The organism is Blastococcus sp. SYSU DS0533, assembly GCF_054050775.1.
Genome location: NZ_JBJGZZ010000015.1, coordinates 1 through 18,438, shown reverse-complemented (window position 1 = coordinate 18,438; position 18,438 = coordinate 1). Strand labels below are relative to the sequence as shown.

Below are 18,438 nucleotides of genomic sequence, written 5' to 3'. Positions count from 1 at the left end.
ACACCGGGGAGAACGCCCGCGCGGCCGCGGTCAGCGCCGCCACCTCGTCGTCGGCCAGCGCGAGCTCGTCGGCCGCGGCGTCGGACTCCAGCTGCTCGACGCCGGAGGCGCCGGGGATGACCACCACGCGCGGCTGCGCGACGAGCCAGGCGAGCGCGACCTGCGCGGGGGTCGCGTCGTGCGCGTCGGACACCGGGCGCAGGACGTCGAGCAGCGGCTCCACCCGGCGGAGGTTCTCGGGGTTGAACAGGGGTTCGACCGCGCGCACACCCCCGGGCCGGTGGTCGGCCGAGTACTTCCCCCAGAGCAGCCCCTGCGCGAGCGGGCTGTACGCGACGACCAGCCGGTCCTCGCGCTCGGCGAGGGGCACCAGGTCCGCCAGCGGGCCGGCGTGCGCCAGCGAGAACCGCACCTGGTTCGCGACGACCGGCGCGCCCAGGGCGGCGTCGGCGGCCTGCCAGGGGTCCAGGGAGTGGTTGGAGACGCCGACCGCGCGATCCGCCCCTCGTCCAGCAGCGCCCGCAGCCCCGGCATCGTCACGGAGTCGGGTACCACCGGGTTGGGCTGGTGCACCTGGTAGAGGGGATCCGGTCCAGGCCCAGCCGGCGGGCGCTGCCGGCCCCGCGCTGCCGGACCACCTTCGGGAAGGGCGCGACCGGGAGGATCTTGCCCGCCACGACGACGCGGTCGCGCTCGTCCCCCAGCGCCTCGCCGAGGATCCGCTCGCTGCGCCCGAAGCCGTAGACCTCGGCGGTGTCGAAGAGCGTGATGCCGAGCTCGCGCGCCCGGCCCACGACGTCGCGGGCGGCGCGGTCGGCGTAGCTGTCGCCGTACCCCACTCGCGGGACCCGAACTGCCAGGTGCCCAGGCCGATGCGGCTGACGGGACCGGGCCCAGGGACGTCGAGGGTGCGCACGCCCCCGATCTCAGCCGCGGAGCAGGCTCTCGCAGATGGCCAGGCCCTCCAGGGCCCCGTGCTCGGTGGCCCGGCAGCAGTGCACCAGCCACGCGGCCACGCCCTCCGGGGACCCCGCCGCGTAGCCGGCCAGCGCCTCGCCGTAGGCCTCCCGCCCCAGTTCGGCGAAGCCGACCTCGGGCACCGACACGGCCTTGGGGTCCAGGCCGCGGGCGATCCCCGTGAGCCGGGCCGCGCCCCGGGCGACGACGCCGTCGCCGGTGCCGAACGGGGTCAGCGCCGCGAGCTCCCCGTGCACCAGCGCCGCGACGAGCACGGCGGGGACGGTGGTGGCACCGCCGGCCAGGGAGAACAGCCCGGCCAGCCGCGGCCCCGCGTGCGGGGCGGGCCGGCCGAGGTCGGCCCGGTCGGCGAGGTCGGCGGCGGCCAGCACGTGCAGGCGGGCCAGCACCTGCCCGGGCGCGCGGGGCCACGTCTCCACCATCGAGCCCAGCGCTGCCGAGACCCGCAGCGCGCCCTGGACCACCGGGTCGGCGACCGACCCGGCCCGGAGCTCCGCGAGCGGCACGTCGACGCCGGCCAGCGCGGCCGAGGCGCGCGCCCCGCGGAGCGCCGACTCGGTGCTCACCCCGGCGGACTCGCGGCGCAGCACGCGGTGCCCCAGCAGCCGGTCGATGCCCGCCCGCGCCGCGTCGGCGGCGTCCCGGACGCCCGGCAGGTCGAGCAGCGGGGCCAGGGGGTCCGGGGTGCCGGGAGCGGCCGCGGGACGTGCCGCGCCGGGACGGACGGGGATGCTCACGCCCACGACGGTACGAGGCGCGCCGCACGGACCCGCGCACCCCTGCCCTACGCTGCCTCCTTGCCATGGCCCGACCCCTGACCCTGCTGCTCGTGCGCCACGGGCAGAGCGAGTGGAACGCGGCCGGTCGCATGCAGGGCCAGGTGGCCCACGTGCCACTGACCCCGCTGGGCCACACCCAGGCCGAGGCGGCCGCGGCCGAGCTGGCCGGGCTGCGGCCGGGTGTGCTGCTCTCCAGCGACCTGCTGCGCGCGGTGCAGACCGCCGAGCACTGCGCCCGCGCCACCGGGCTGCCCTTCACGACCACCCCCGCGCTGCGCGAGCAGGGCTACGGGGTGCTGGAAGGGCGGCCGTCGAGGGAGCTGTGGGACGTCGTCGACTGGTCCGACGCCCACTGGTCCGCCGAGGGCGGCGAGAGCCTGGCCGAACTGCACGCTCGGGTGGCGGCCTACCTCACCCAGCTGTGCGCCGAGCCCCCGGCCGACGTGGTGGCGCTGGTGACCCACGGCGACACCATCCGCGCCGCGCAGGCCGTCGCCGCGGGGCTGGGCCCCGACGCGATGCCCTCGGTCACCCCCCACAACGGCACGGTGACCCGGCTGGAGATCTGCGAGTGACGGTGGCCCGGCCGTGCGGCCGGGCCACCGCGGGTGCTCAGCGCCGGCGCAGGAAGCCCTGCACCAGCCGGCCGACGCCCCCGGTCGTGGCGGGGGTCGCGCGGCCGCGACCGGTGCCCCTGCGGGCGGTCGTGGCGCGCCCCATGCCCCGCCCGGCGGCGGCCCGGCCGGTACCGCGCCCGCCCCGCGCCGCGCTCTGCGCCGTGCCCATCAGCTTGCCGAGGATGCTCATGCAGGGGTGGGTGCCCACCGCCCCCCGCCCGGAAGCGGCGGCCGGCGACCTGCTCCGCGTGCCGTGACCCCCAGCTCAGCTGCCCGTGCGGAGCGTCAGCCGCTGACCTCGACCAGGTCGACCACGAAGACCAGCGTGGAACCGCCCGGGATGGGCCCGCGGTCCTGGTCGCCGTAGCCGAGCTCGCTGGGGATGGTGATCACCCGGCGGCCACCGACCTGCATGCCTGCGATCCCCTGCTCGAAGCCCGGGATCACCTGACCCGCGCCGAGCGTGACCGGCAGCGTCTCGTCGGCTCCGCGGCTCCAGGACGAGTCGAACTCCTCACCGGTCTCGTAGAAGCCGCCGACGTACTTCACCGCGACGGTCGAGCCCTCGACCGCCTCCTCACCGCCGCCCCTCACGACGTCCTCGACGACGAGCTCGGTCGGCGCGGGCGCGTCGGAGGCCGGCACCTGCGGGGCCTCCGACATGTCGGTGGTGACCTCCTCGGCGACCACCGAGGTCGGCTCCTCGAGCGACGAGCCGCTCCCGTCCTCCCCGCCGCACGCGGTCAGGGCGAGGGCGACGGTCAGGGCGAGAAGGGTGCCGGGGGCGGTGCGGCGGGTCATCGGTTCTCCTGGGCGAGCGGGGGCTCGGATCGGGGCGGGTCGGGCAGCCGGCGCGCGCCGCGGGCGTGGCCACGGGGCGGCGCGGTCCTCCGGCCATGGTCGCAGAGCCCGACGACCGCGCCGGTACGCCCGGTCAGGCGGCGCCCAGGGCGTCGGCGACGCGGTGGTGCACCGCGGCCTCGCCACCCCGGCTCTGCCGCTCCAGCGTGCGGGCCAGCGCCCGGCGGGCCCAGCCGTTGCTGGGAGACAGGTCCACCAGGCGGGCGAGCGCCGCCTCGGCCGGCCCCAGCTGCGCCGAGCCGTAGTAGGCCCGGGCCAGCAGCTCCAGCGCCGCCTCGTTGCGCGGTTCGGCGTCGACGACCGGCTGCAGGATGCGCGCGGCCGCATCGGGCTGACCCATGTTCAGCAGGAGGTCGGCGCGGAGGAACTCCGAGTGGAGGTCGATCTCGAACGGCTGGGTCATGCCGCCTGCAACGCCCGCGCGCGGCGGCCGCTTCCCGCCGGTCACCCCTCCGGCTCGGGGTAGCGGGCCCCTGCGGCGAGCTCGCTGCCCTCGGCGACCCGCGCCGCCCGTCCCACGAGCGTGATGTCCCCGTCCCCGCCGATCGACGCGCCCCGCCCCACGTCCACGCCGTCGTCGAGCACCGAACGGGTCACGGTCGCCCCCGCCCGCACGCGGACGCCGGGCAGGAGCACCGAGTCGACGACGGTGGCGCCCCGCTCGACCACCACGCCCGGGGAGAGAGCCGAGCCGCGCACGTCACCGGAGATCCGGGTACCGCCGGCCAGCAGGCTGTTCTCGATCCTCCCGTCGTCGAGCACCCGGGCGGCGCTGTGCCGCCCGCCCCGTGTGTGCACGGGCCAGCGCGGGTCGTCGAGGTCCAGCGGCGGGTCCTCGTCGAGGAACTCACGGTTCGTCCGCCAGTAGGACTCGATGGTGCCGACATCGCGCCAGTAGCCGTCCAGCCGGTAGGCGCGGGCGAGCCCGTCCTCCGTCTGCGCCGGCAGCAGGTGGTCCCCGAGGTCCTCCAGGCCGTCCTCGCCGACCTCGCGGCTCAGCGCCTCCAGCCGGTCCAGCGTGGGTTCCGGGGAGAACACGAACACCTCGTTGGTCGCCGTCGTCGTCGCCGGGTCGTCGGGCTTGTAGGCGTAGCCGGTCACCCGGCCCCCCTCCCCGACCTCGACGATGCCGTAGCGGGAGGCGTCGTCGGACTCGACCTCGGTGGTCACCATCGTCACCTCGGCACCGGAGCCCAGGTGGCTGTCGACGACCTCGCGGTAGTCCAGCTTGTAGACGGCGTCGGAGCTCACGACCACGAGCGCGTCGGGCGCGAACTGCCGGATCAGCTGGGACTGCCGCCACAAGCCGTCGGCGGTGCCCTCGGTGAAACCGCCCCGCTCGCTGCCCTGGAACGGCGGCAGCATCATGAGGCCGCCGTTGGTGCGGTCCAGGTCCCAGGGGCGACCACCGCCCAGGTGCTCGTTCACCGACTGCGGCTGGTACTGCACCGACACCCACACGTCGGCGATCGACGAGTGCTCGCAGTTCGACAACGGGAAGTCGATGAGCCGGTAGACCCCGGCGAACGGCACGGCGGGCTTGGCCCGCTGCTCGGTGAGCAGCTCCAGTCGGTTGCCCTTGCCACCGGCGAGCACGAGCACGAGGGTCCGCGGGAGCGCCATGTGCGGCTGGCTACCCCACCGGGGGCCCGCCCACCCGTCGGCCGTCAGGGGCGGCGCACCGAGTCCAGAAACCCCCGCACGCGCTCCCGCAGCTCGTGGGCGCGCTCGGCGACGACCTCCTCGGGGTCGCGGTCCCGCAGCCACGGCGGAATCTCGGTGCGCACACGTGTGGAGCAGCGCAGGTCCGCGCAGATGTAGGTGCCCACGGTGTTGCCGTTCCGCCCGGCGTCACCGGTGCGGCGCGCGGTGAACAGCGAGACGGCGTCACCGGGCTGCGCCGTCTGGCAGAGCAGGCACATCGCCGCCGTCCGGCTGGACATGCTGCTCTCGGCGGCCCGGACGGCGATCCCGACGGTCCCGTCGTCGAGCTGCGCGACCAGGTACCCCCGCAGCGGCGCCTTCGGGTCGCGCCAGCCCAGCACGTCCTGCTGGGTCCAGTCGAGCTCGTCGAAGTCCTGGGGCAGGGTCAGGGTCCTCGCCTCGCCGCGTGAGCAGTTGACGAACGAGCGCCGGACCTCGGTCTCGGACAGCGGTGTCACCGGTGGCGCCTCTTCTCCTGGTGGTGCGGGTGCCGACGGAGGATCATCGGCGATCCCCGCGCCGCGCTCACCTGGTTTTCCGTCCCGCGGTCAGGCGGGGAGCTCACCGCCGGGACCGGCCGCCTCGGCCAGCAGCCGCTCGCGGAGCTCGGCCGGGAGCCGGTCGACGTAGACGGTGCCGTCGAGGTGGTCGACCTCGTGCTGCAGGCAGCGGGCGGCCATGCCGGTGGCCTCGATCGCCACCGGGTCGCCCTGCAGGTCGACGCCGTCGACCCGGGCCCGGAAGGCGCGCGGGAGCTCGGCGTAGGGGCCGGGCACCGACAGGCAGCCCTCCTCGGTGATCTCCTCCGCCGGCTCGTCCCCCACCGGCCGGAGCACCGTGAGGACGGGGTTGACGACGTAGCCGACGACGTCCTCGCCGTCGGCGTCCGGGCAGTCGATGACGAAGACCCGGGCGTCCACCCCGATCTGGTTGGCGGCCAGCCCGACGCCGTCGGCCGCCTCCATGCTGGCGAACATGTCGAGCACCAGCCGGCGCAGCGCGTCGTCGAAGGCGGTCACCTCGGTGCAGCGGCGGTGCAGGACCGGGTCGCTGCCGTAGGTGACGATCGGCCGGGCGACGCCGTCGTAACGGCCGAACAGGCGCATGCGGCGATCCTAGGGAGCGCCACCGCCGGCCCGGCGCCTGCCGGTGGCTTGGCACCATGGCGCGGTGCGCCCGGGCCCCGACTCCGCGACCGCGCTGGGGCTGGCCCTCGGCGCGCTGGCCGACCTCGCGCTCGCCGATCCGCGGCGGGGCCACCCGGTGGCCGGCTTCGGCCGGGCCGCCGCCGCGCTGGAGCGCCGCACGTGGCGGGACTCCCGCGCCGCGGGCGCCGCCCACTGGGCCGTGCTGGTCGGCGCCACCACCGCGCTCGGGCTGGCCGCCGACCGGGCCACCCGCTCCCGGCCCGCACTGCGCACCGCGGTGACCGCCGCCGCGACCTGGGCCGTCCTGGGCGGCACCTCGCTCGGGCGGGTGGCGGCGCGGCTGCACCACGCCCTGGCCGCCGGCGACCTGCCCACCGCGCGGGCCACGCTGCCCGGGCTGGCCGGGCGCGACCCGAGCGGGCTCGGGGAGGTCGAACTGGCCCGCGCGACGGTGGAGTCGGTCGCCGAGAACACCTCCGACGCGGCCGTCGCCCCGCTGTTCTGGGGAGCGGTGGCCGGCCTGCCGGGGCTGCTGGGCTACCGCGCGGTCAACACCCTCGACGCGATGGTCGGCCACCGATCGCCGCGGTACGCGAGGTTCGGCTGGGCCGCCGCCCGCGCCGACGACGTCGCCAACTGGGTGCCCGCCCGGGCGACCGCGGCGCTGACGGTCGGTTGCGCCCCTCTCGTCGGCGGGTCGGCCGCCGGTGCGCTGCGGGTCTGGCGCCGCGACGGTGCGGCGCACCCCAGCCCGAACTCCGGCCGGTGCGAGGCCTCGCTCGCCGGTGCCCTCGGCCTGCGCCTGGGCGGCCGCAACGTCTACGGCAACAGGGTCGAGGTGCGCCCGGCGCTCGGGGACGGCCGGCCGCCGGGGACCGCGGACGTCCCGCGCGCCGTGGCGCTCTCCCGCGCGGTGTGGACCGCCGCGGCGGTCGCGGCGGTCCTGGCGCGCCGGCTGCGCCCCTGACGAGCCCGGTGCGCCGCGCCGTGCGGCCGGGCAGCCACCGGGAAGCCGGCCGGGTCGGCCCGGAGGTGGCTGGCCGGCGGGTCACCCGGGCCGGGTCCACCCCGCAGCGTGACGCGGAGCGTGGCCACCGACAGGTAACCCAGCCCGAGCAGGACGAGCAGCAGAGCGACGGTTCCACCTGTGTTCATGCGGCAAGAGTGGCATCATGTGCCCTGGCATCCAGCAGGCCAATCCGGCATGGTGGCCGCATGCCACCTGATTCGGAGCGGTCCACCGGAGCCCGACAGCTCGCCACGCTCGTCGGCCCGGTCGACGGGCTCCCCGCACCCCTGTACGCGGGCCTCGCCCGACGGGTCCGGGACCTGCTCGCCGCCGGCGCCCTCCCCGCTGGCGTGCGGCTGCCCGCGGAACGGGAGCTCGCCACGGAGCTGGGCGTCAGCCGGGTGACGGTCGCCTCGGCCTACCGCGTGCTGCGCGACGAGGGCTTCGCCCGCACCCGGCACGGGTCGGGCACCGTCACCGCGCTCCCCGACGTCCGGTCCGGCTGGGCCCCGCCGAGCACCGCCCCTGGCGTGATCGACCTGGCGCACGCGGCCCCGGAGGCGGCACCCCAGCTCCTGCCCGCCTACGAGCAGGCGCTCGGCGAGCTGCCGGCCCACCTGCCCGCCCACGGCTACGCGCCCAGCGGGCTGCCGCAGCTGCGCGCAGCGGTGGCCGGCTGGTTCACCTCGCGGGGGCTGCCCACCGACGCGGAGCAGGTGGTGGTGACCGCGGGCGTCGGGGACGCGGCCGCCCTCGCCCTGGACACGCTGCTGGAACCCGGCGACCGGGTGCTCGTCGAGCACCCGACGTACCCGGGCGCGGTGGGGCTGGTCGCCGCCGCCGGGGGGCGGTGCGTCCCGGCCGCGGTCGACCCGGCCGACCCCGACGCGCTCGTCGGCACCGCGCAGCTGGCGGCCCGGCAGAGCAGCCCCCGGCTGGCCTACCTGATGCCCGACTGCTCGAACCCCACCGGCGTCGCCCTCTCGGCGACCGGCCGGCGGCGGTTGGCGGCGACCCTCTGGCAGCACGGCGTGGTGACCCTGGTCGACGAGGTGTCCACCGGCCTCGAGCTGGACGCCCCGACCGCGCCGCCGTTCGCCGCCGGCGTCCCGGACGCGGCCACGGTCACCGTCGGCGGTCTGTCCAAGGCCGTCTGGGGTGGTCTGCGCATCGGGTGGCTGCGCACCGAAGCAGGCCTCGCTGCCCGGCTGGGCGAGGCGCTGAGCCGCCGCCAGCTCTCGGTGGGGGTGCTCGACCAGCTGACCGCCACCGTGCTGGTGCGGCAGCTGGACGAGATCCTCGAGCACCGGCGGGCCCTGCTCCGCGAGCGGCGCGCCGTCCTGCTGGCCGAGCTCGCCGCGCAGCTGCCCGACTGGACGGCCCCGGTCCCCACCGGCGGGCTCGCCGTCTGGTGCCGCCTCCCCCCGGGGGCGAGCTCGGCCGCGCTGACCTCGGCCGCTGCGGAACGCGGGCTGCTGCTCGCCGAGGGCGGCGCGTTCGGCACCGGGCACGCCTTCGACGACCACCTCCGGCTGCCGTTCACCCTCCCCCCGGAGCGGCTGCGCGCCGCCGTCGGCGTGCTCGCCCGGCTCGACCGGGAGGCGCGCACGACCGCGGCCGCCGGGCCTCCGCGCCCGCTCACCGTCGTCTGAGCCCGTGCTGGCGGGCACCGCCGGGGGCACGTACGGTCTCGGTGTCCGGGAGGTCCGGCGCCCCACGCGGCGCCGGGGCTCGTGGCGTCGAGCAACCGGCACCTCGGGCCTGCCGGTCACCGGCAAGCCTCCGTCCTGGAGGTCGAGCATGTCCTCTCCGTCACTGCCGCGCTCCCGCCCCGCCGCCCACTCCTCGTACGGCCGCGGGCAGGACCCGCGCCGCACGATCACCCGCGGCCCTGCCCCCTCGCCGGGGATCGTCGGCCGCTACCGCTTCGACCGGCACACCGGCACGTGGTGGTGGTCCCCCGAGATGCAGGACATGATCGGCCTGGACGGCACGCCCTCGACCGAGGCGCTGCTGCGCGTCCAGCACCCCGCCGACGGCGCCCGGCTGCTCGCCGCCCTCTCCACCTGCGGCACCGGGCAGCCGTTCGCCGTCGAGACGCACGTGCACCACCCGGACCGGCCCGCGCGCCCGGTGCTGCTGGTCGGCGAGCCCGTGGGCGACGGGGCGGGGGGCGTGCGGGCGGTCGAGGGGCTCTGCGTGGACCTCTCCGGCGCCCGCTCCCCGGTGCCCGACCCGGCCGGGACCGACGCCCTCCGGGACGAGGTCGAGCAGCTGCGGACGGCCATGATCAGCCGGGCGGTCATCGAGCAGGCCAAGGGCATCCTCATGCTCCTCACCGGCTGCGCCGAGCAGACCGCGTTCGACCTCCTGTCGCACATCTCCAGCCACACCCACCGGAAGGTGCGGGACGTCGCGCAGGCGATCACTGCCTCGGCCGCGGGGCACGGGGGGCTGCCCGAGGACGTGCGCGCCATCCTGCACGACGCCTGCCCCCCGGGGTAGCCGTCGGGGCGGGGCGGTCCTCCGCCCAGCCGGAGCCGCCGCCCCGCCGCCGGGCGCGGTCCGGCAGGATCGTGGCTGCCCGCGGTGTCCGGGGGCGCGGCTCCGGAGCCGCCGAGGAGGGAGCCTGCGATGTTCTACGTCCTGGCCCGGTTCGTCCTGCGCCCGCTGTTCTTCGTCCTGTGCCGGCCGCGGATCACCGGGCGCGAGAACGTGCCGCTCGACCGCCCCGTGATCCTCGCCAGCAACCACCTGTCCTTCATCGACAGCATCGTCATCCCGCTGGCGGCCCCCCGCCGGGTCGCCTACCTGGCCAAGGCCGAGTACTTCACCGGCCGCGGGGTCGGCGGGTGGCTCACCCGCACGCTGTTCACCGCCCTGGGCGCCCATCCCGTCGAGCGGGAGACGCACCGGGCCGCGCAGGCGGCGCTGGACACCGCCCTGGCCATCCTGCGCGACGGCACCGCGTTCGGCCTCTACCCCGAGGGCACCCGCTCGAGGGACGGCCGGCTGGCCCGCGGCAAGACCGGTGTCGCCTGGCTGGCGCTCACCGCCGACTGCCCCGTCGTCCCGGTCGCGGTGCGCGGTACGGACCGGGTGCAGCCCGTCGGTGCCCGGTGGCCCCGCCCGCACCGCATCGCGATCACCTTCGGCGAGCCGCTGACCTTCCCCGAGCACCGGGGGCAGGCCGACCGGAACAAGGCCCGACGCGAGGTGACCGACCGCATCATGCTGGCGATCGCCGACCTCTCCGGCCAGGAGAAGGCCGGCTGGGACGTCCCGCGCGAGGCGGCGTGAGCGGGGCGCTGCTGGTCGCCGGCACCACCTCGGACGCCGGCAAGTCGGTGGTCACCGCCGGCATCTGCCGGTGGCTGGTGCGCCAGGGCGTCTCGGTGGCCCCGTTCAAGGCGCAGAACATGAGCAACAACTCCGTGGTCACCCCTGACGGCGCCGAGATCGGGCGGGCACAGGTGATGCAGGCCGCGGCGGCGCGCGTCGAGCCGGAGGCGGCCATGAACCCGGTGCTGCTCAAGCCCGGCGGCGAGAACTCCAGCCAGGTCGTCGTCCTGGGGCGGCCGGTCGCCGACGTCACCGCGCTCTCCTACCGGCCGATGAAGGCCGCGCTGCTGGAGCAGGTGCTCAGCAGCCTCGCGGAGCTGCGCGCCCGCTTCGACGTCGTCGTCTGCGAGGGCGCCGGCTCCCCCACGGAGATCAACCTGCGGGCCGACGACATCGCCAACATGGGGCTGGCCACCGCGGCGGACCTGCCGGTGGTGGTCGTGGGCGACATCGACCGGGGCGGGGTCTTCGCCGCCCTGCACGGCACGGTCGCGCTCATGCCGCCGGCCGACCAGCGGCTGGTCGCCGGCTTCCTGGTCAACAAGTTCCGGGGCGACGTGCGCCTGCTGCGCCCGGGGCTGGACCGGCTCACCGCGCTCACCGGCCGCCCGGTGCTCGGCGTCCTGCCCTTCCTCGGTGGCCTGGAACTGGACGTCGAGGACTCGCTCAACGTGCCCGTGGCCGTGTCGGGGGCCGCACCGGTCGGGGACGACGTCCTGCGCGTCTCGGTGGCCCGGCTGCCGCGGCTGTCGAACTTCACGGACCTGGACGCGCTCGCCGCCGAGCCGGGGGTGCTGGTGCGCTACGCCACCCGCCCCGAGGAGCTCGCCGACGCCGACCTGGTCGTCCTGCCCGGGAGCCGGGCGACCGTCGCCGACCTGGCGTGGCTGCGCGCCACCGGCGTCGCCGACGCGGTGCTGCGCCGGGCGGCGGAGGGGACGCCGGTGCTCGGCATCTGCGGCGGGCACCAGATGCTCGCCCGCACGATCACCGACGAGGTCGAGTCGCGGGCGGGCACGGTGGACGGGCTGCGGTTGCTGCCCGCCGACGTCCGGTTCGCCCGGGAGAAGACGCTGGCCCGGCCGGTGGGCAGCGCCCTGGGCGAGACGGTGCACGGCTACGAGATCCACCACGGCGTCGTGACGGTGGACGAGGACGCGGAGCCGTTCCTGGACGGCGCCCGCGCCGGCGCGGTCTTCGGGACGACGTGGCACGGCGCGCTGGAGAACGACGGGTTCCGCCGGGCCTTCCTCACCGAGGTCGCCCGCATCACCGGCCGCCGGTTCGTGCCGGCCCCGGAGACCGAGTTCGCGACGGTGCGCGAGGCCCGGCTCGACCGCCTGGGCGACCTGGTCGCCGAGCACGCCGACACCCAGGCGCTGTGGCGGCTCGTCGAGCAGGGCCCGCCCGCGGACCTGCCGCTGCTGCCGCCCGGCTCGGGCTTCAGCCCTCGGTGAGCCGCGCCCGCACGTCGTCCGGCCACGGGGCGGAGCGGCCGTCGGCGACGCAGACGTAGGTGGTGCGGACGACGCAGCACACCCGCTCGCCGACGCGCACGGTGAAGCGCACCGCCACGCTGGTGCGCCCCACCTTCTCCGTCTCGGCGTCGACGGCGACGGTGTCGCCCCAGCGCGCGGACGACGCCCACTCCAGCGAGCTCGCCTTGACCACCGGGTCCACGCCGCGGGCGACCAGGTCGTCCCACGCGAGCCCGTGGGACGCCCACCAGCCGTTGGACGCCTCGTCGGCCCAGGTCAGGTAGTGGGCGTTGAAGACGACGCCCTGCTGGTCGCACTCGACGTATCGGACGGGGGAGCTCCACACCTGCGGCACGAGGCGCCACGCTAGCCGCGCCACCGTCTACCGTCGTCGCGTGCCCGCCACCCCGCTGCCTCCGCCGCCCACCGACGACCCGGTGCTGGCCGGCTACCGGACGCCGGGCGGCCTGGTGCTCGACAAGGTGATCGACCACCTCGACGCCCACTGCCGGGAGTTCATCGCCCACTCCCCCTTCGCGACGCTGGCCACCGCCGACGCCGAGGGCTGGCCCGACGTCTCCCCGCGCGGGGGCGACCCGGGCTTCGTCCACGTGCTGGACGCGCACCGGCTGGTGCTCCCCGACCGGCCGGGCAACAACCGCGTCGACAGCCTGCGCAACGTGGCCGTCAACCCCCGGGCCGCGCTGATGTTCCTGGTGCCCGGCGTCGAGCAGACCCTGCGCGTCTACGGCACGGCGACGCTGGTCGCCCCCGGGGAGCTGCCGCTGGACCTCACCGAGTTCGGCCGGGCACCGCTGTCGGTGCTGCTCCTCCAGGTGCGGCGGGCCTACTTCCAGTGCCCGAAGTCGGTCATGCGCTCGGGGCTGTGGGACCCGGCGAAGCGGATCGACCCGAAGGCGCTGACGCCCTTCGGCCGGGTAATCAAGGACCACTGCGCGCTGGCGGAGGACCTGCCCGACGACGCCACGATCCGCGCGGAGCTCGCCCAGGAGCTGTGAGGACCCCGCCTCCGCACCGCTCGCAGCCTCGCGGCGTGCCTCTGGACGGGGCCGGGGCGTCCGGGCGGATCCGGATGTCGGCACCCGGACGTAGCCTCCGGGCATGGCGTTCGACGTCCAGATCACGGTCGACTGCTCCGCACCGCACGACCTGGCCGCGTGGTGGGCCCAGGCCCTGGGCTGGCAGGTGGAGCCCCAGGACGAGGCCTTCATCCGCCGGATGCTCGACGCCGGCGCGGCCACCGCGGACGACACCACCACCCACCGGGGCGCGCTGGTCTGGAAGGTCGGTGCGGCGATCACCTCGCCCGACGCCGGCCGCCCGCGGGTGCTGTTCCAGCTCGTCCCCGAACCCAAGGCGGTCAAGAACCGGGTGCACCTGGACGTGTCCGTGGGGCCGGAGCGGGTCGACGCCGAGGTGGCCCGCCTGGTGGGTCTGGGCGCCCGCGAGCTGTGGCGCGGCCGGCAGGGCCCGATCGCGTGGGTGACGCTCGCCGATCCCGAGGGCAACGAGTTCTGCGTCGCCTGAACGTGCTTCAGCCGGCGCGGAGGTCCCGGGCGAGCTTCCGGTCGGCGACGGCCCGCTCGGCCATCGCGCGCACCCGGAGCCGGCGGCGCCTGCGGCTCGAGCCGAGGTAGCGAGCGTCCTCCACCAGCTGGAACGCGGCGAGCACGCTCGCCTGGACCTCGCGGGCACGCGGAACTGCAGGGCGCGCCGGTTCGGCCGAAGTCATGAAGCCCCCTTCTCCCGGGGGACGCCGGCACGCTCCCCGCAGGCCATGCTTGCCCCCGCGCCGCCCCGGCCAACCCCCACGGTGACCAATTGGTGCCGATGGGTCACGTGGGACGACCGGTGACGGTCCCGTGTCCCGGGCCGCCCCTCCCCCCGCCCCAGCGGCTCCGTACGGTGCCCGGCATGGCCTCTCTCCGGCGCCTCGGGCGGACGGCGGCGCGCACCGCCGGGCGCGTGCTGCACCTGCTGCGCGCCCCGGTGCCGGGGAGCACCCGGCCGCGACCGGCGCCGGCGACCCTGCCGCGACCGTCCGGTGCGCCGGACGTGGAGTACGGGCCGCGCGACGACGGGCGTCCCGACCCCGGGGAGATCGTGTGGGCGTGGGTCCCCTTCGACGAGGGCGACGGCCGCGGCAAGGACCGGCCGGTGCTGGTCATCGGCCGGCGGGACGGCGACCTCCTGGGCCTGATGCTCACGAGCCGTGACCACGACCGGGACGCCGCCGACGAGGCCCGCCACGGCCGGGTGTGGACCGACATCGGCCGCGGTGCGTGGGACCCGCGGGGGCGGCCGAGCGAGGTGCGGCTGGACCGGCTGCTGGTGCTGGATCCGGCGACGGTCCGCCGGGAGGGTGCGGCGCTGGACCGCCCCCGCTTCGACCGCGTCATCGGCGAGGCCCGCCGCGTGCAGGGCTGGTGACGCGGGTCAGTCCGCGACGGACTCGTCCCGCGCCGGCCGCCGCACCGGCGGCCGCAGGTTGTAGACCCCGACGCCGTCGGCGATCGGCTCCAGGTCGTAGCGGTGCACGACCTTGGGCCCGCCGTGGAGGTGGACGTGGGTCACGGTCGGCAACGGGTCGCCGTGCCGGGCCTCCCGGATCTGCACGCGCCCGTCCAGCGGGCCGCCGACGAACAGCAGCACCGCGTCGTCGGGGTCCGGCCCCGGTGTGGCCGCGTTCATCTCGGACAGCTGCCGTCTCCTCCCGCTCGTGCGCCGGTCCACGAGGGTAGGCGCGTCCGGCCCGCTCGTCAGGTGCCCGCCCCCGGGACACCCGCCCACGGGGAGCTCAGCCCGCCGGCCCCCTGCGGAGCCGGCGGGCCACCAGAGGCGCGCTGAACAGCATCACGAACAGCCGCAGCACCTGGACGGCGAGGACGAAGGTGGTGTCGGCACCCGAGTCGCGGGCGGTGGCCAGGACCGCGTAGAGGCCGCCGGGCGTCGTCGCGAGGTACCCCTCGAGCGCGGTCGCCCCCGTGGCCGCGGCCAGCAGCCCACCCAGACCGGCGCACGCCAGGACGAGGACCAGCACGATCCCCAGCGCCAGGGGCAGGGCCCGGCCGATGTCCCGCAGGCTGCCCCGGGTGAAGCTGGCGCCGACCTGGAGGCCGATCACCAGGAACGCCGCGCTCTCGACGAGCGGCGGCACCCCCGCACCGCCGGAGAGGCCGCTCAGGTCCGCGACCGCGGCTGCGACGAGCGGGCCGAGCAGCGCGGCGACGGGCACCCGGAGCAGCCGGCCGGCGACCAGCCCCACGACCGCGCACACCGCGGTGAACGCCAGCCCGGCGGGCCAGCCCGGCCCGCCGACGTCGTCGGGGACGAGCCCGGCGCCCGCGGTGGCGCCGTAGGCGGTGGTGGCGACCACCGGCATGAGCAGCACGATGAGGAGCACCCGCAGGTACTGGAGCACCGCGACGACCCGTTCGTCGGCGCCGAGCTCGCGGGCCATCACCACGATCCCCGAGGCGCCCCCGGCGATCATGGCGAAGGCACCGGTCACCGGCGTGATGCCCGGGTGCAGCCGCAGCGCGAACCCGGCCAGCAGGCTCAGCAGGAGCGTCGCGACGGTGACCAGGAGGACCGGCAGCCAGTCGACGGCCACCGCCCGCAGCGTGCCGACGTCGACGAGCGCGCCCATGGAGACGCCGATCACGGCCTGCCCGGCGGTGCCCAGCCGATCCGGCACCCTGGCCCGCGGACGGACCGCCAGCGCGCGGACGAGGCCGGCGAGCAGGCCGCCGAACAGCGCGGGCGAGGGCAGGCCGGCCACCCCCAGCAGCACCCCGAGACCGACGGCACCGGTGGCGACGACGGCCGCGTCGAGCAGCCCCGCGCCCCACCGGCCCCGCATCCGCCCTCCGCTCCACCGTCACCCCAGCAGTGATCACTCTGCCGGTGCGCGGGTGGTCGCGCGCAGGGCATCACCCCCCGGTGATCCGGCGCAGCTCGGCGACGTGGGCGTGGAAGGCAGCCCGGCCGGCCGGGGTCAGCGCGAGGCTGGTGCGCAGGCGCGAGGCGCGGGTGGCCTTGCGGACCTCCACGTACCCGGCCTCCTCCAGCTGCTTGACGTGCTTGGAGAGCACCGAGTCGCTGACGCCGACCTGCTCGCGCACCGCCGCGAAGTCCATCGTGTCGACGACGGCGAGCAGGCCGCACACCTGCAGCCGGGGCGGCGCGTGCACCACCGGGTCGAACCGCGGTTCGACGGCGGTCACAGCTCGCCGCGCAGCTCGGCGACGTAGATGCGCGTCCACCACCGGCTGACCAGCGCGATGCCGATCCCGAGGACCGCGCCGGCCACGACCATCGCCCCGTGGACGTCGAGCAGCAGCTCGAGGACCAGCGCCGGCACCACGACCAGCGTGGCACCGACCAGCCACGCCCTGTACGCCCGGCGGGTGGGCCCCGGCCGGTCACCCCCGACCCAGGCGCCGGTCAGCCGCCGGTAGACCGCCACCAGCCCGCGGAGCCCGGCCAGGTAGAGCACCAGCGCGCCGAGCGTCAGCCAGGGGAAGGCGAACGAGTACGACGCGAACAGCAGGAACGTCAGGAGGCCGAGGAGCACGTCGTACCACCAGGGCTGGACGACCCGCTCGGCGAGCGCCACCCGGTCCGCGCGCAGGGCGGCCAGCTGGGCCCGGGCGTGGACCTTGTCGCTTTCCATGCCGGAAAGCGTGGTCTCCGCTTTCCGATCCGTCAAGGCGCGCCACACGCCTGTCACACGGGCCGTGGTCTCATGGCCGCCGAGCCCGATGCGACAGCGAAGAGGAGACGTGACCGATCTGCGGCACCACGGCGACGCCGAACTGGCGCCCGGCCTGGTCGACCTCGCCGTCAACGTGCGGGCCGGGACACCCCCGCCGTGGCTCCGCGACGTCCTGCGGCAGGCGCTGGACGCCAGCGCGGCCTACCCGGTCCTCGCCCCTGCCCGCGCGGCCGTCACCGCCGCGCACGGCCGCGATCCGGCCGAGGTGCTGCTCGCCGCCGGCGCGGCGGAGGTGTTCGTACTGATCGCCCGCGCCCTGCGGCCCCGGCACGCCGTCGTCGTCCACCCCTCGTTCACCGAGCCGGAGGCCGCGCTGCGGGCCGCCGGCCACCCGGTCACCCGGCTCGTCCTCTCCGAGGCCGAGGGCTTCCGGCTCGACCCCGCCGCCGTCCCCGAGGACGCCGATCTGGTGGTGCTGGGCAACCCCACCAACCCGACGTCGGTGCTGCACCCGGCCCGGGACCTCGCCCCCCTGGCCCGCCCCGGCCGGGTGCTCGTCGTGGACGAGGCCTTCGCCGACACCGTGCCCGGGGAGCCGGAGTCGCTGGCCGGGCGCGCCGACCTGCCCGGCGTGCTCGTCGTGCGCAGTCTCACCAAGACGTGGGGCCTGGCGGGGCTGCGCGTCGGCTACGCGCTGGGACCGGCGGACCTGGTGGCCGCGCTGGCCGCCCAGCAGCCCCCGTGGCCGGTGAGCACCCCGGCGCTGGCCGCGCTGGTCGCCTGCACCGCCCCTGGCGCACGCGTCGAGGCGCACGAGGCGGCGGTCGCGCTCGCCGGGCACCGCGCCGCGCTGCTGGCCGCGCTCCCCCCGGGGGTGGCGGTCCTGGGGGCCCCCCGCTCCTCGTTCGTGCTGCTGCGCGTGCCGGACGGGGCGCGGGTGCGGCAGGACCTGCGCGACGCGGGCTGGGCGGTCCGCCGCGGCGACTCGTTCCCCGGCCTCGGCCCCGACCACCTGCGGGTGGCCGTGCGGGACCCGGGCACCTCCCGCGCGTTCGCCGCGACCCTCGCTGGGATCCTGTGCCGGTCCCCCCGGTCCGGATCCGCGGGAGAGACGACCACCGGCGTCCCCGAGGAGATCCGCTGAACGCCACCCCGCTGCCCCCCGAGCAGGGCACGGTCTACCCGGTCGGCCTGCGGCTGCGCGGCCGGTCGGTCGTCGTCGTGGGCGGCGGCCGGGTCGCCCACCGGCGCGTCGCCGGGCTGCTGGAGGCGCGCGCCCGGGTCACGGTGGTGAGCCCGGAGATCACGCCCGCGCTCGAGTCGCTGGCCGCGGCCGGTAGCGCGACCTGGCACCGGCGCACCTACCGGCCCGGCGACCTGGCCGGCGCCTGGTACGCCGTCGCCGCCACCGACGACCCCGCGGTGAACGCCGCCGTCGCGGAGGAGGCCGAGAACGCCCGCATCTTCTGCGCACGCGCCGACGACCGGGCCGCCTCCAGCGTCTGGACGCCGGCCGTCGGGCGGCAGGGCGACCTGGTCGTGGGGGTGCACGGGGGCGGCGACCCGCAGCGGGCGATCGGGGTCCGGGACGCGATCGTCGCCGGGCTGACCGACGGCAGCATCCGCGACCGCGCCGCCCGTCCCGCACCGGGCGGCAGCGTGGTGCTGGTGGGCGGCGGGCCCGGCGACCCCGGGCTGATCACCGTCCGCGGCCGCCAGGCCCTGGCCACCGCCGACGTCGTCGTCGCCGACCACCTCGGCCCCCAGCCCCTGCTGGCCGCCCT

25 protein-coding genes and 1 pseudogene are annotated in these 18,438 nt (G+C 76.9%); 11 read left to right on the top strand and 15 right to left on the bottom strand.

Annotation, left to right across the window (positions count from 1 at the left end; translation table 11 throughout):
• Positions 1-34: 34 nt before the first annotated feature.
• From ACI79W_RS16120 to ACI79W_RS16110, 3 genes and pseudogenes are all read right to left on the bottom strand, one after another.
• Positions 35-487, bottom strand: a pseudogene (locus ACI79W_RS16120) (aldo/keto reductase); the annotation flags it as partial.
• A 49-nt stretch (positions 488-536) separates the two neighbouring features.
• A complete protein-coding gene (locus ACI79W_RS16115) occupies positions 537-839 on the bottom strand; it encodes an aldo/keto reductase (protein ID WP_456563102.1) in 303 nt (100 codons plus the stop codon).
• Between the two features lie 87 nt (positions 840-926).
• Positions 927-1,715 (bottom strand): oxidoreductase, encoded by a 789-nt coding sequence (locus ACI79W_RS16110; protein WP_456563101.1) that lies wholly within the window; start codon positions 1,713-1,715, stop codon positions 927-929.
• Between the two features lie 65 nt (positions 1,716-1,780).
• On the opposite strand from ACI79W_RS16110, the gene ACI79W_RS16105 reads away from it, so the two are divergent.
• Entirely contained in the window at positions 1,781-2,332 is a 552-nt protein-coding gene (locus ACI79W_RS16105; protein WP_456563100.1) for a histidine phosphatase family protein, read from the top strand.
• 37 nt (positions 2,333-2,369) lie between these two features.
• On the opposite strand, the gene ACI79W_RS16100 is transcribed toward ACI79W_RS16105, so the two are convergent.
• The 6 genes from ACI79W_RS16100 to def form a co-directional block, all read right to left on the bottom strand.
• Positions 2,370-2,564 carry a hypothetical protein gene (locus ACI79W_RS16100; protein WP_456563099.1) on the bottom strand — a complete coding sequence of 65 codons (195 nt, stop codon included), beginning with the start codon at positions 2,562-2,564 and terminating at the stop codon, positions 2,370-2,372.
• A gap of 95 nt (positions 2,565-2,659) precedes the next feature.
• The gene (locus ACI79W_RS16095) at positions 2,660-3,175 is read right to left on the bottom strand and encodes an FKBP-type peptidyl-prolyl cis-trans isomerase (RefSeq protein ID WP_456563098.1); all 516 of its coding nucleotides are present in this window, start codon (positions 3,173-3,175) and stop codon (positions 2,660-2,662) included.
• Between the two features lie 133 nt (positions 3,176-3,308).
• Positions 3,309-3,638: a tetratricopeptide repeat protein gene (locus tag ACI79W_RS16090; protein WP_456563097.1), complete on the bottom strand. Its 330-nt coding sequence runs from the start codon at positions 3,636-3,638 to the stop codon at positions 3,309-3,311.
• Between the two features lie 41 nt (positions 3,639-3,679).
• Positions 3,680-4,858, bottom strand: a complete 1,179-nt coding sequence (locus ACI79W_RS16085; protein WP_456563096.1) for a glucose-1-phosphate adenylyltransferase family protein — start codon at positions 4,856-4,858, stop codon at positions 3,680-3,682.
• Between the two features lie 44 nt (positions 4,859-4,902).
• Positions 4,903-5,397, bottom strand: coding sequence for an FBP domain-containing protein (locus tag ACI79W_RS16080; protein WP_456563095.1), 495 nt, complete (start codon positions 5,395-5,397; stop codon positions 4,903-4,905).
• Positions 5,398-5,487: 90 nt separating this feature from the next.
• Positions 5,488-6,045, bottom strand: coding sequence for a peptide deformylase (def, locus tag ACI79W_RS16075; RefSeq protein ID WP_456563094.1), 558 nt, complete (start codon positions 6,043-6,045; stop codon positions 5,488-5,490).
• Between the two features lie 64 nt (positions 6,046-6,109).
• Here def and ACI79W_RS16070 point away from each other — a divergent pair, with 64 nt between their 5' ends.
• The 5 genes from ACI79W_RS16070 to ACI79W_RS16050 all read left to right on the top strand — a co-directional run bounded on the left by ACI79W_RS16070 (position 6,110) and on the right by ACI79W_RS16050 (position 11,895).
• Positions 6,110-7,054 carry a cobalamin biosynthesis protein gene (locus tag ACI79W_RS16070; RefSeq protein ID WP_456563093.1) on the top strand — a complete coding sequence of 315 codons (945 nt, stop codon included), beginning with the start codon at positions 6,110-6,112 and terminating at the stop codon, positions 7,052-7,054.
• A gap of 248 nt (positions 7,055-7,302) precedes the next feature.
• A complete protein-coding gene (gene yczR, locus ACI79W_RS16065) occupies positions 7,303-8,748 on the top strand; it encodes a MocR-like transcription factor YczR (protein ID WP_456563092.1) in 1,446 nt (481 codons plus the stop codon).
• A 148-nt stretch (positions 8,749-8,896) separates the two neighbouring features.
• Positions 8,897-9,601: an ANTAR domain-containing protein gene (locus ACI79W_RS16060; RefSeq protein ID WP_456563091.1), complete on the top strand. Its 705-nt coding sequence runs from the start codon at positions 8,897-8,899 to the stop codon at positions 9,599-9,601.
• 129 nt (positions 9,602-9,730) lie between these two features.
• A complete protein-coding gene (locus tag ACI79W_RS16055) occupies positions 9,731-10,396 on the top strand; it encodes a lysophospholipid acyltransferase family protein (RefSeq protein ID WP_456563090.1) in 666 nt (221 codons plus the stop codon).
• Positions 10,393-11,895, top strand: coding sequence for a cobyric acid synthase (locus tag ACI79W_RS16050; RefSeq protein WP_456563089.1), 1,503 nt, complete (start codon positions 10,393-10,395; stop codon positions 11,893-11,895). The genes ACI79W_RS16055 and ACI79W_RS16050 overlap by 4 nt, the downstream gene beginning before the upstream one ends.
• Here the strand turns inward: ACI79W_RS16050 and ACI79W_RS16045 are convergent.
• A complete protein-coding gene (locus ACI79W_RS16045) occupies positions 11,882-12,271 on the bottom strand; it encodes an acyl-CoA thioesterase (RefSeq protein ID WP_456563088.1) in 390 nt (129 codons plus the stop codon). The genes ACI79W_RS16050 and ACI79W_RS16045 overlap by 14 nt on opposite strands.
• A 40-nt stretch (positions 12,272-12,311) precedes the next feature.
• Between ACI79W_RS16045 and ACI79W_RS16040 the strand changes: the two genes are divergently transcribed.
• Positions 12,312-12,935 (top strand): MSMEG_1061 family FMN-dependent PPOX-type flavoprotein, encoded by a 624-nt coding sequence (locus ACI79W_RS16040; RefSeq protein ID WP_456563087.1) that lies wholly within the window; start codon positions 12,312-12,314, stop codon positions 12,933-12,935.
• Positions 12,936-13,038: 103 nt separating this feature from the next.
• On the top strand, positions 13,039-13,464 hold the full coding sequence (locus tag ACI79W_RS16035) for a VOC family protein (RefSeq protein ID WP_456563086.1): 426 nt from the start codon (positions 13,039-13,041) through the stop codon (positions 13,462-13,464).
• Between the two features lie 7 nt (positions 13,465-13,471).
• Here the strand turns inward: ACI79W_RS16035 and ACI79W_RS16030 are convergent, their stop codons facing one another.
• Positions 13,472-13,669, bottom strand: a complete 198-nt coding sequence (locus ACI79W_RS16030) for a hypothetical protein (RefSeq protein ID WP_236833136.1) — start codon at positions 13,667-13,669, stop codon at positions 13,472-13,474.
• Between the two features lie 182 nt (positions 13,670-13,851).
• On the opposite strand from ACI79W_RS16030, the gene ACI79W_RS16025 reads away from it, so the two are divergent.
• Complete coding sequence (locus tag ACI79W_RS16025) at positions 13,852-14,367, top strand: type II toxin-antitoxin system PemK/MazF family toxin (protein WP_456563085.1); 516 nt, start codon at positions 13,852-13,854, stop codon at positions 14,365-14,367.
• A gap of 6 nt (positions 14,368-14,373) precedes the next feature.
• Here ACI79W_RS16025 and ACI79W_RS16020 read toward each other — a convergent pair whose 3' ends face one another.
• From ACI79W_RS16020 to ACI79W_RS16005, 4 genes are all read right to left on the bottom strand, one after another.
• On the bottom strand, positions 14,374-14,628 hold the full coding sequence (locus ACI79W_RS16020) for a hypothetical protein (protein ID WP_456563084.1): 255 nt from the start codon (positions 14,626-14,628) through the stop codon (positions 14,374-14,376).
• A 106-nt stretch (positions 14,629-14,734) separates the two neighbouring features.
• Positions 14,735-15,799, bottom strand: coding sequence for an AbrB family transcriptional regulator (locus ACI79W_RS16015; protein ID WP_456563083.1), 1,065 nt, complete (start codon positions 15,797-15,799; stop codon positions 14,735-14,737).
• Positions 15,800-15,869: 70 nt separating this feature from the next.
• The gene (locus ACI79W_RS16010; protein ID WP_456563082.1) at positions 15,870-16,163 is read right to left on the bottom strand and encodes a transcriptional regulator; all 294 of its coding nucleotides are present in this window, start codon (positions 16,161-16,163) and stop codon (positions 15,870-15,872) included.
• Positions 16,160-16,612 (bottom strand): hypothetical protein, encoded by a 453-nt coding sequence (locus ACI79W_RS16005; RefSeq protein WP_456563081.1) that lies wholly within the window; start codon positions 16,610-16,612, stop codon positions 16,160-16,162. Before ACI79W_RS16005 ends, ACI79W_RS16010 begins: the two co-directional genes overlap by 4 nt.
• 109 nt (positions 16,613-16,721) lie before the next feature.
• On the opposite strand from ACI79W_RS16005, the gene cobC reads away from it, so the two are divergent.
• On the top strand, positions 16,722-17,798 hold the full coding sequence (gene cobC / locus ACI79W_RS16000) for an Rv2231c family pyridoxal phosphate-dependent protein CobC (protein WP_456563080.1): 1,077 nt from the start codon (positions 16,722-16,724) through the stop codon (positions 17,796-17,798).
• Positions 17,732-18,438: NAD(P)-dependent oxidoreductase (locus tag ACI79W_RS15995; protein ID WP_456563079.1), on the top strand; the 707-nt coding region annotated here is incomplete at its 3' end. The genes cobC and ACI79W_RS15995, both read left to right, overlap by 67 nt.

What these genes read in the sequence shown, in the direction of transcription:
- ACI79W_RS16105 (WP_456563100.1), top strand. Translation starts at nt 1,781, where the DNA reads ATGGCCCGACCCCTGACCCTGCTGCTCGTGCGCCACGGGCAGAGCGAG.
- ACI79W_RS16100 (WP_456563099.1), bottom strand. Translation starts at nt 2,564, where the DNA reads ATGAGCATCCTCGGCAAGCTGATGGGCACGGCGCAGAGCGCGGCGCGG.
- ACI79W_RS16095 (WP_456563098.1), bottom strand. Translation starts at nt 3,175, where the DNA reads ATGACCCGCCGCACCGCCCCCGGCACCCTTCTCGCCCTGACCGTCGCC.
- ACI79W_RS16090 (WP_456563097.1), bottom strand. Translation starts at nt 3,638, where the DNA reads ATGACCCAGCCGTTCGAGATCGACCTCCACTCGGAGTTCCTCCGCGCC.
- ACI79W_RS16085 (WP_456563096.1), bottom strand. Translation starts at nt 4,858, where the DNA reads ATGGCGCTCCCGCGGACCCTCGTGCTCGTGCTCGCCGGTGGCAAGGGC.
- def (WP_456563094.1), bottom strand. Translation starts at nt 6,045, where the DNA reads ATGCGCCTGTTCGGCCGTTACGACGGCGTCGCCCGGCCGATCGTCACC.
- yczR (WP_456563092.1), top strand. Translation starts at nt 7,303, where the DNA reads ATGCCACCTGATTCGGAGCGGTCCACCGGAGCCCGACAGCTCGCCACG.
- ACI79W_RS16060 (WP_456563091.1), top strand. Translation starts at nt 8,897, where the DNA reads ATGTCCTCTCCGTCACTGCCGCGCTCCCGCCCCGCCGCCCACTCCTCG.
- ACI79W_RS16055 (WP_456563090.1), top strand. Translation starts at nt 9,731, where the DNA reads ATGTTCTACGTCCTGGCCCGGTTCGTCCTGCGCCCGCTGTTCTTCGTC.
- ACI79W_RS16035 (WP_456563086.1), top strand. Translation starts at nt 13,039, where the DNA reads ATGGCGTTCGACGTCCAGATCACGGTCGACTGCTCCGCACCGCACGAC.
- ACI79W_RS16030 (WP_236833136.1), bottom strand. Translation starts at nt 13,669, where the DNA reads ATGACTTCGGCCGAACCGGCGCGCCCTGCAGTTCCGCGTGCCCGCGAG.
- ACI79W_RS16025 (WP_456563085.1), top strand. Translation starts at nt 13,852, where the DNA reads ATGGCCTCTCTCCGGCGCCTCGGGCGGACGGCGGCGCGCACCGCCGGG.
- ACI79W_RS16020 (WP_456563084.1), bottom strand. Translation starts at nt 14,628, where the DNA reads ATGAACGCGGCCACACCGGGGCCGGACCCCGACGACGCGGTGCTGCTG.
- ACI79W_RS16015 (WP_456563083.1), bottom strand. Translation starts at nt 15,799, where the DNA reads ATGCGGGGCCGGTGGGGCGCGGGGCTGCTCGACGCGGCCGTCGTCGCC.
- ACI79W_RS16005 (WP_456563081.1), bottom strand. Translation starts at nt 16,612, where the DNA reads ATGGAAAGCGACAAGGTCCACGCCCGGGCCCAGCTGGCCGCCCTGCGC.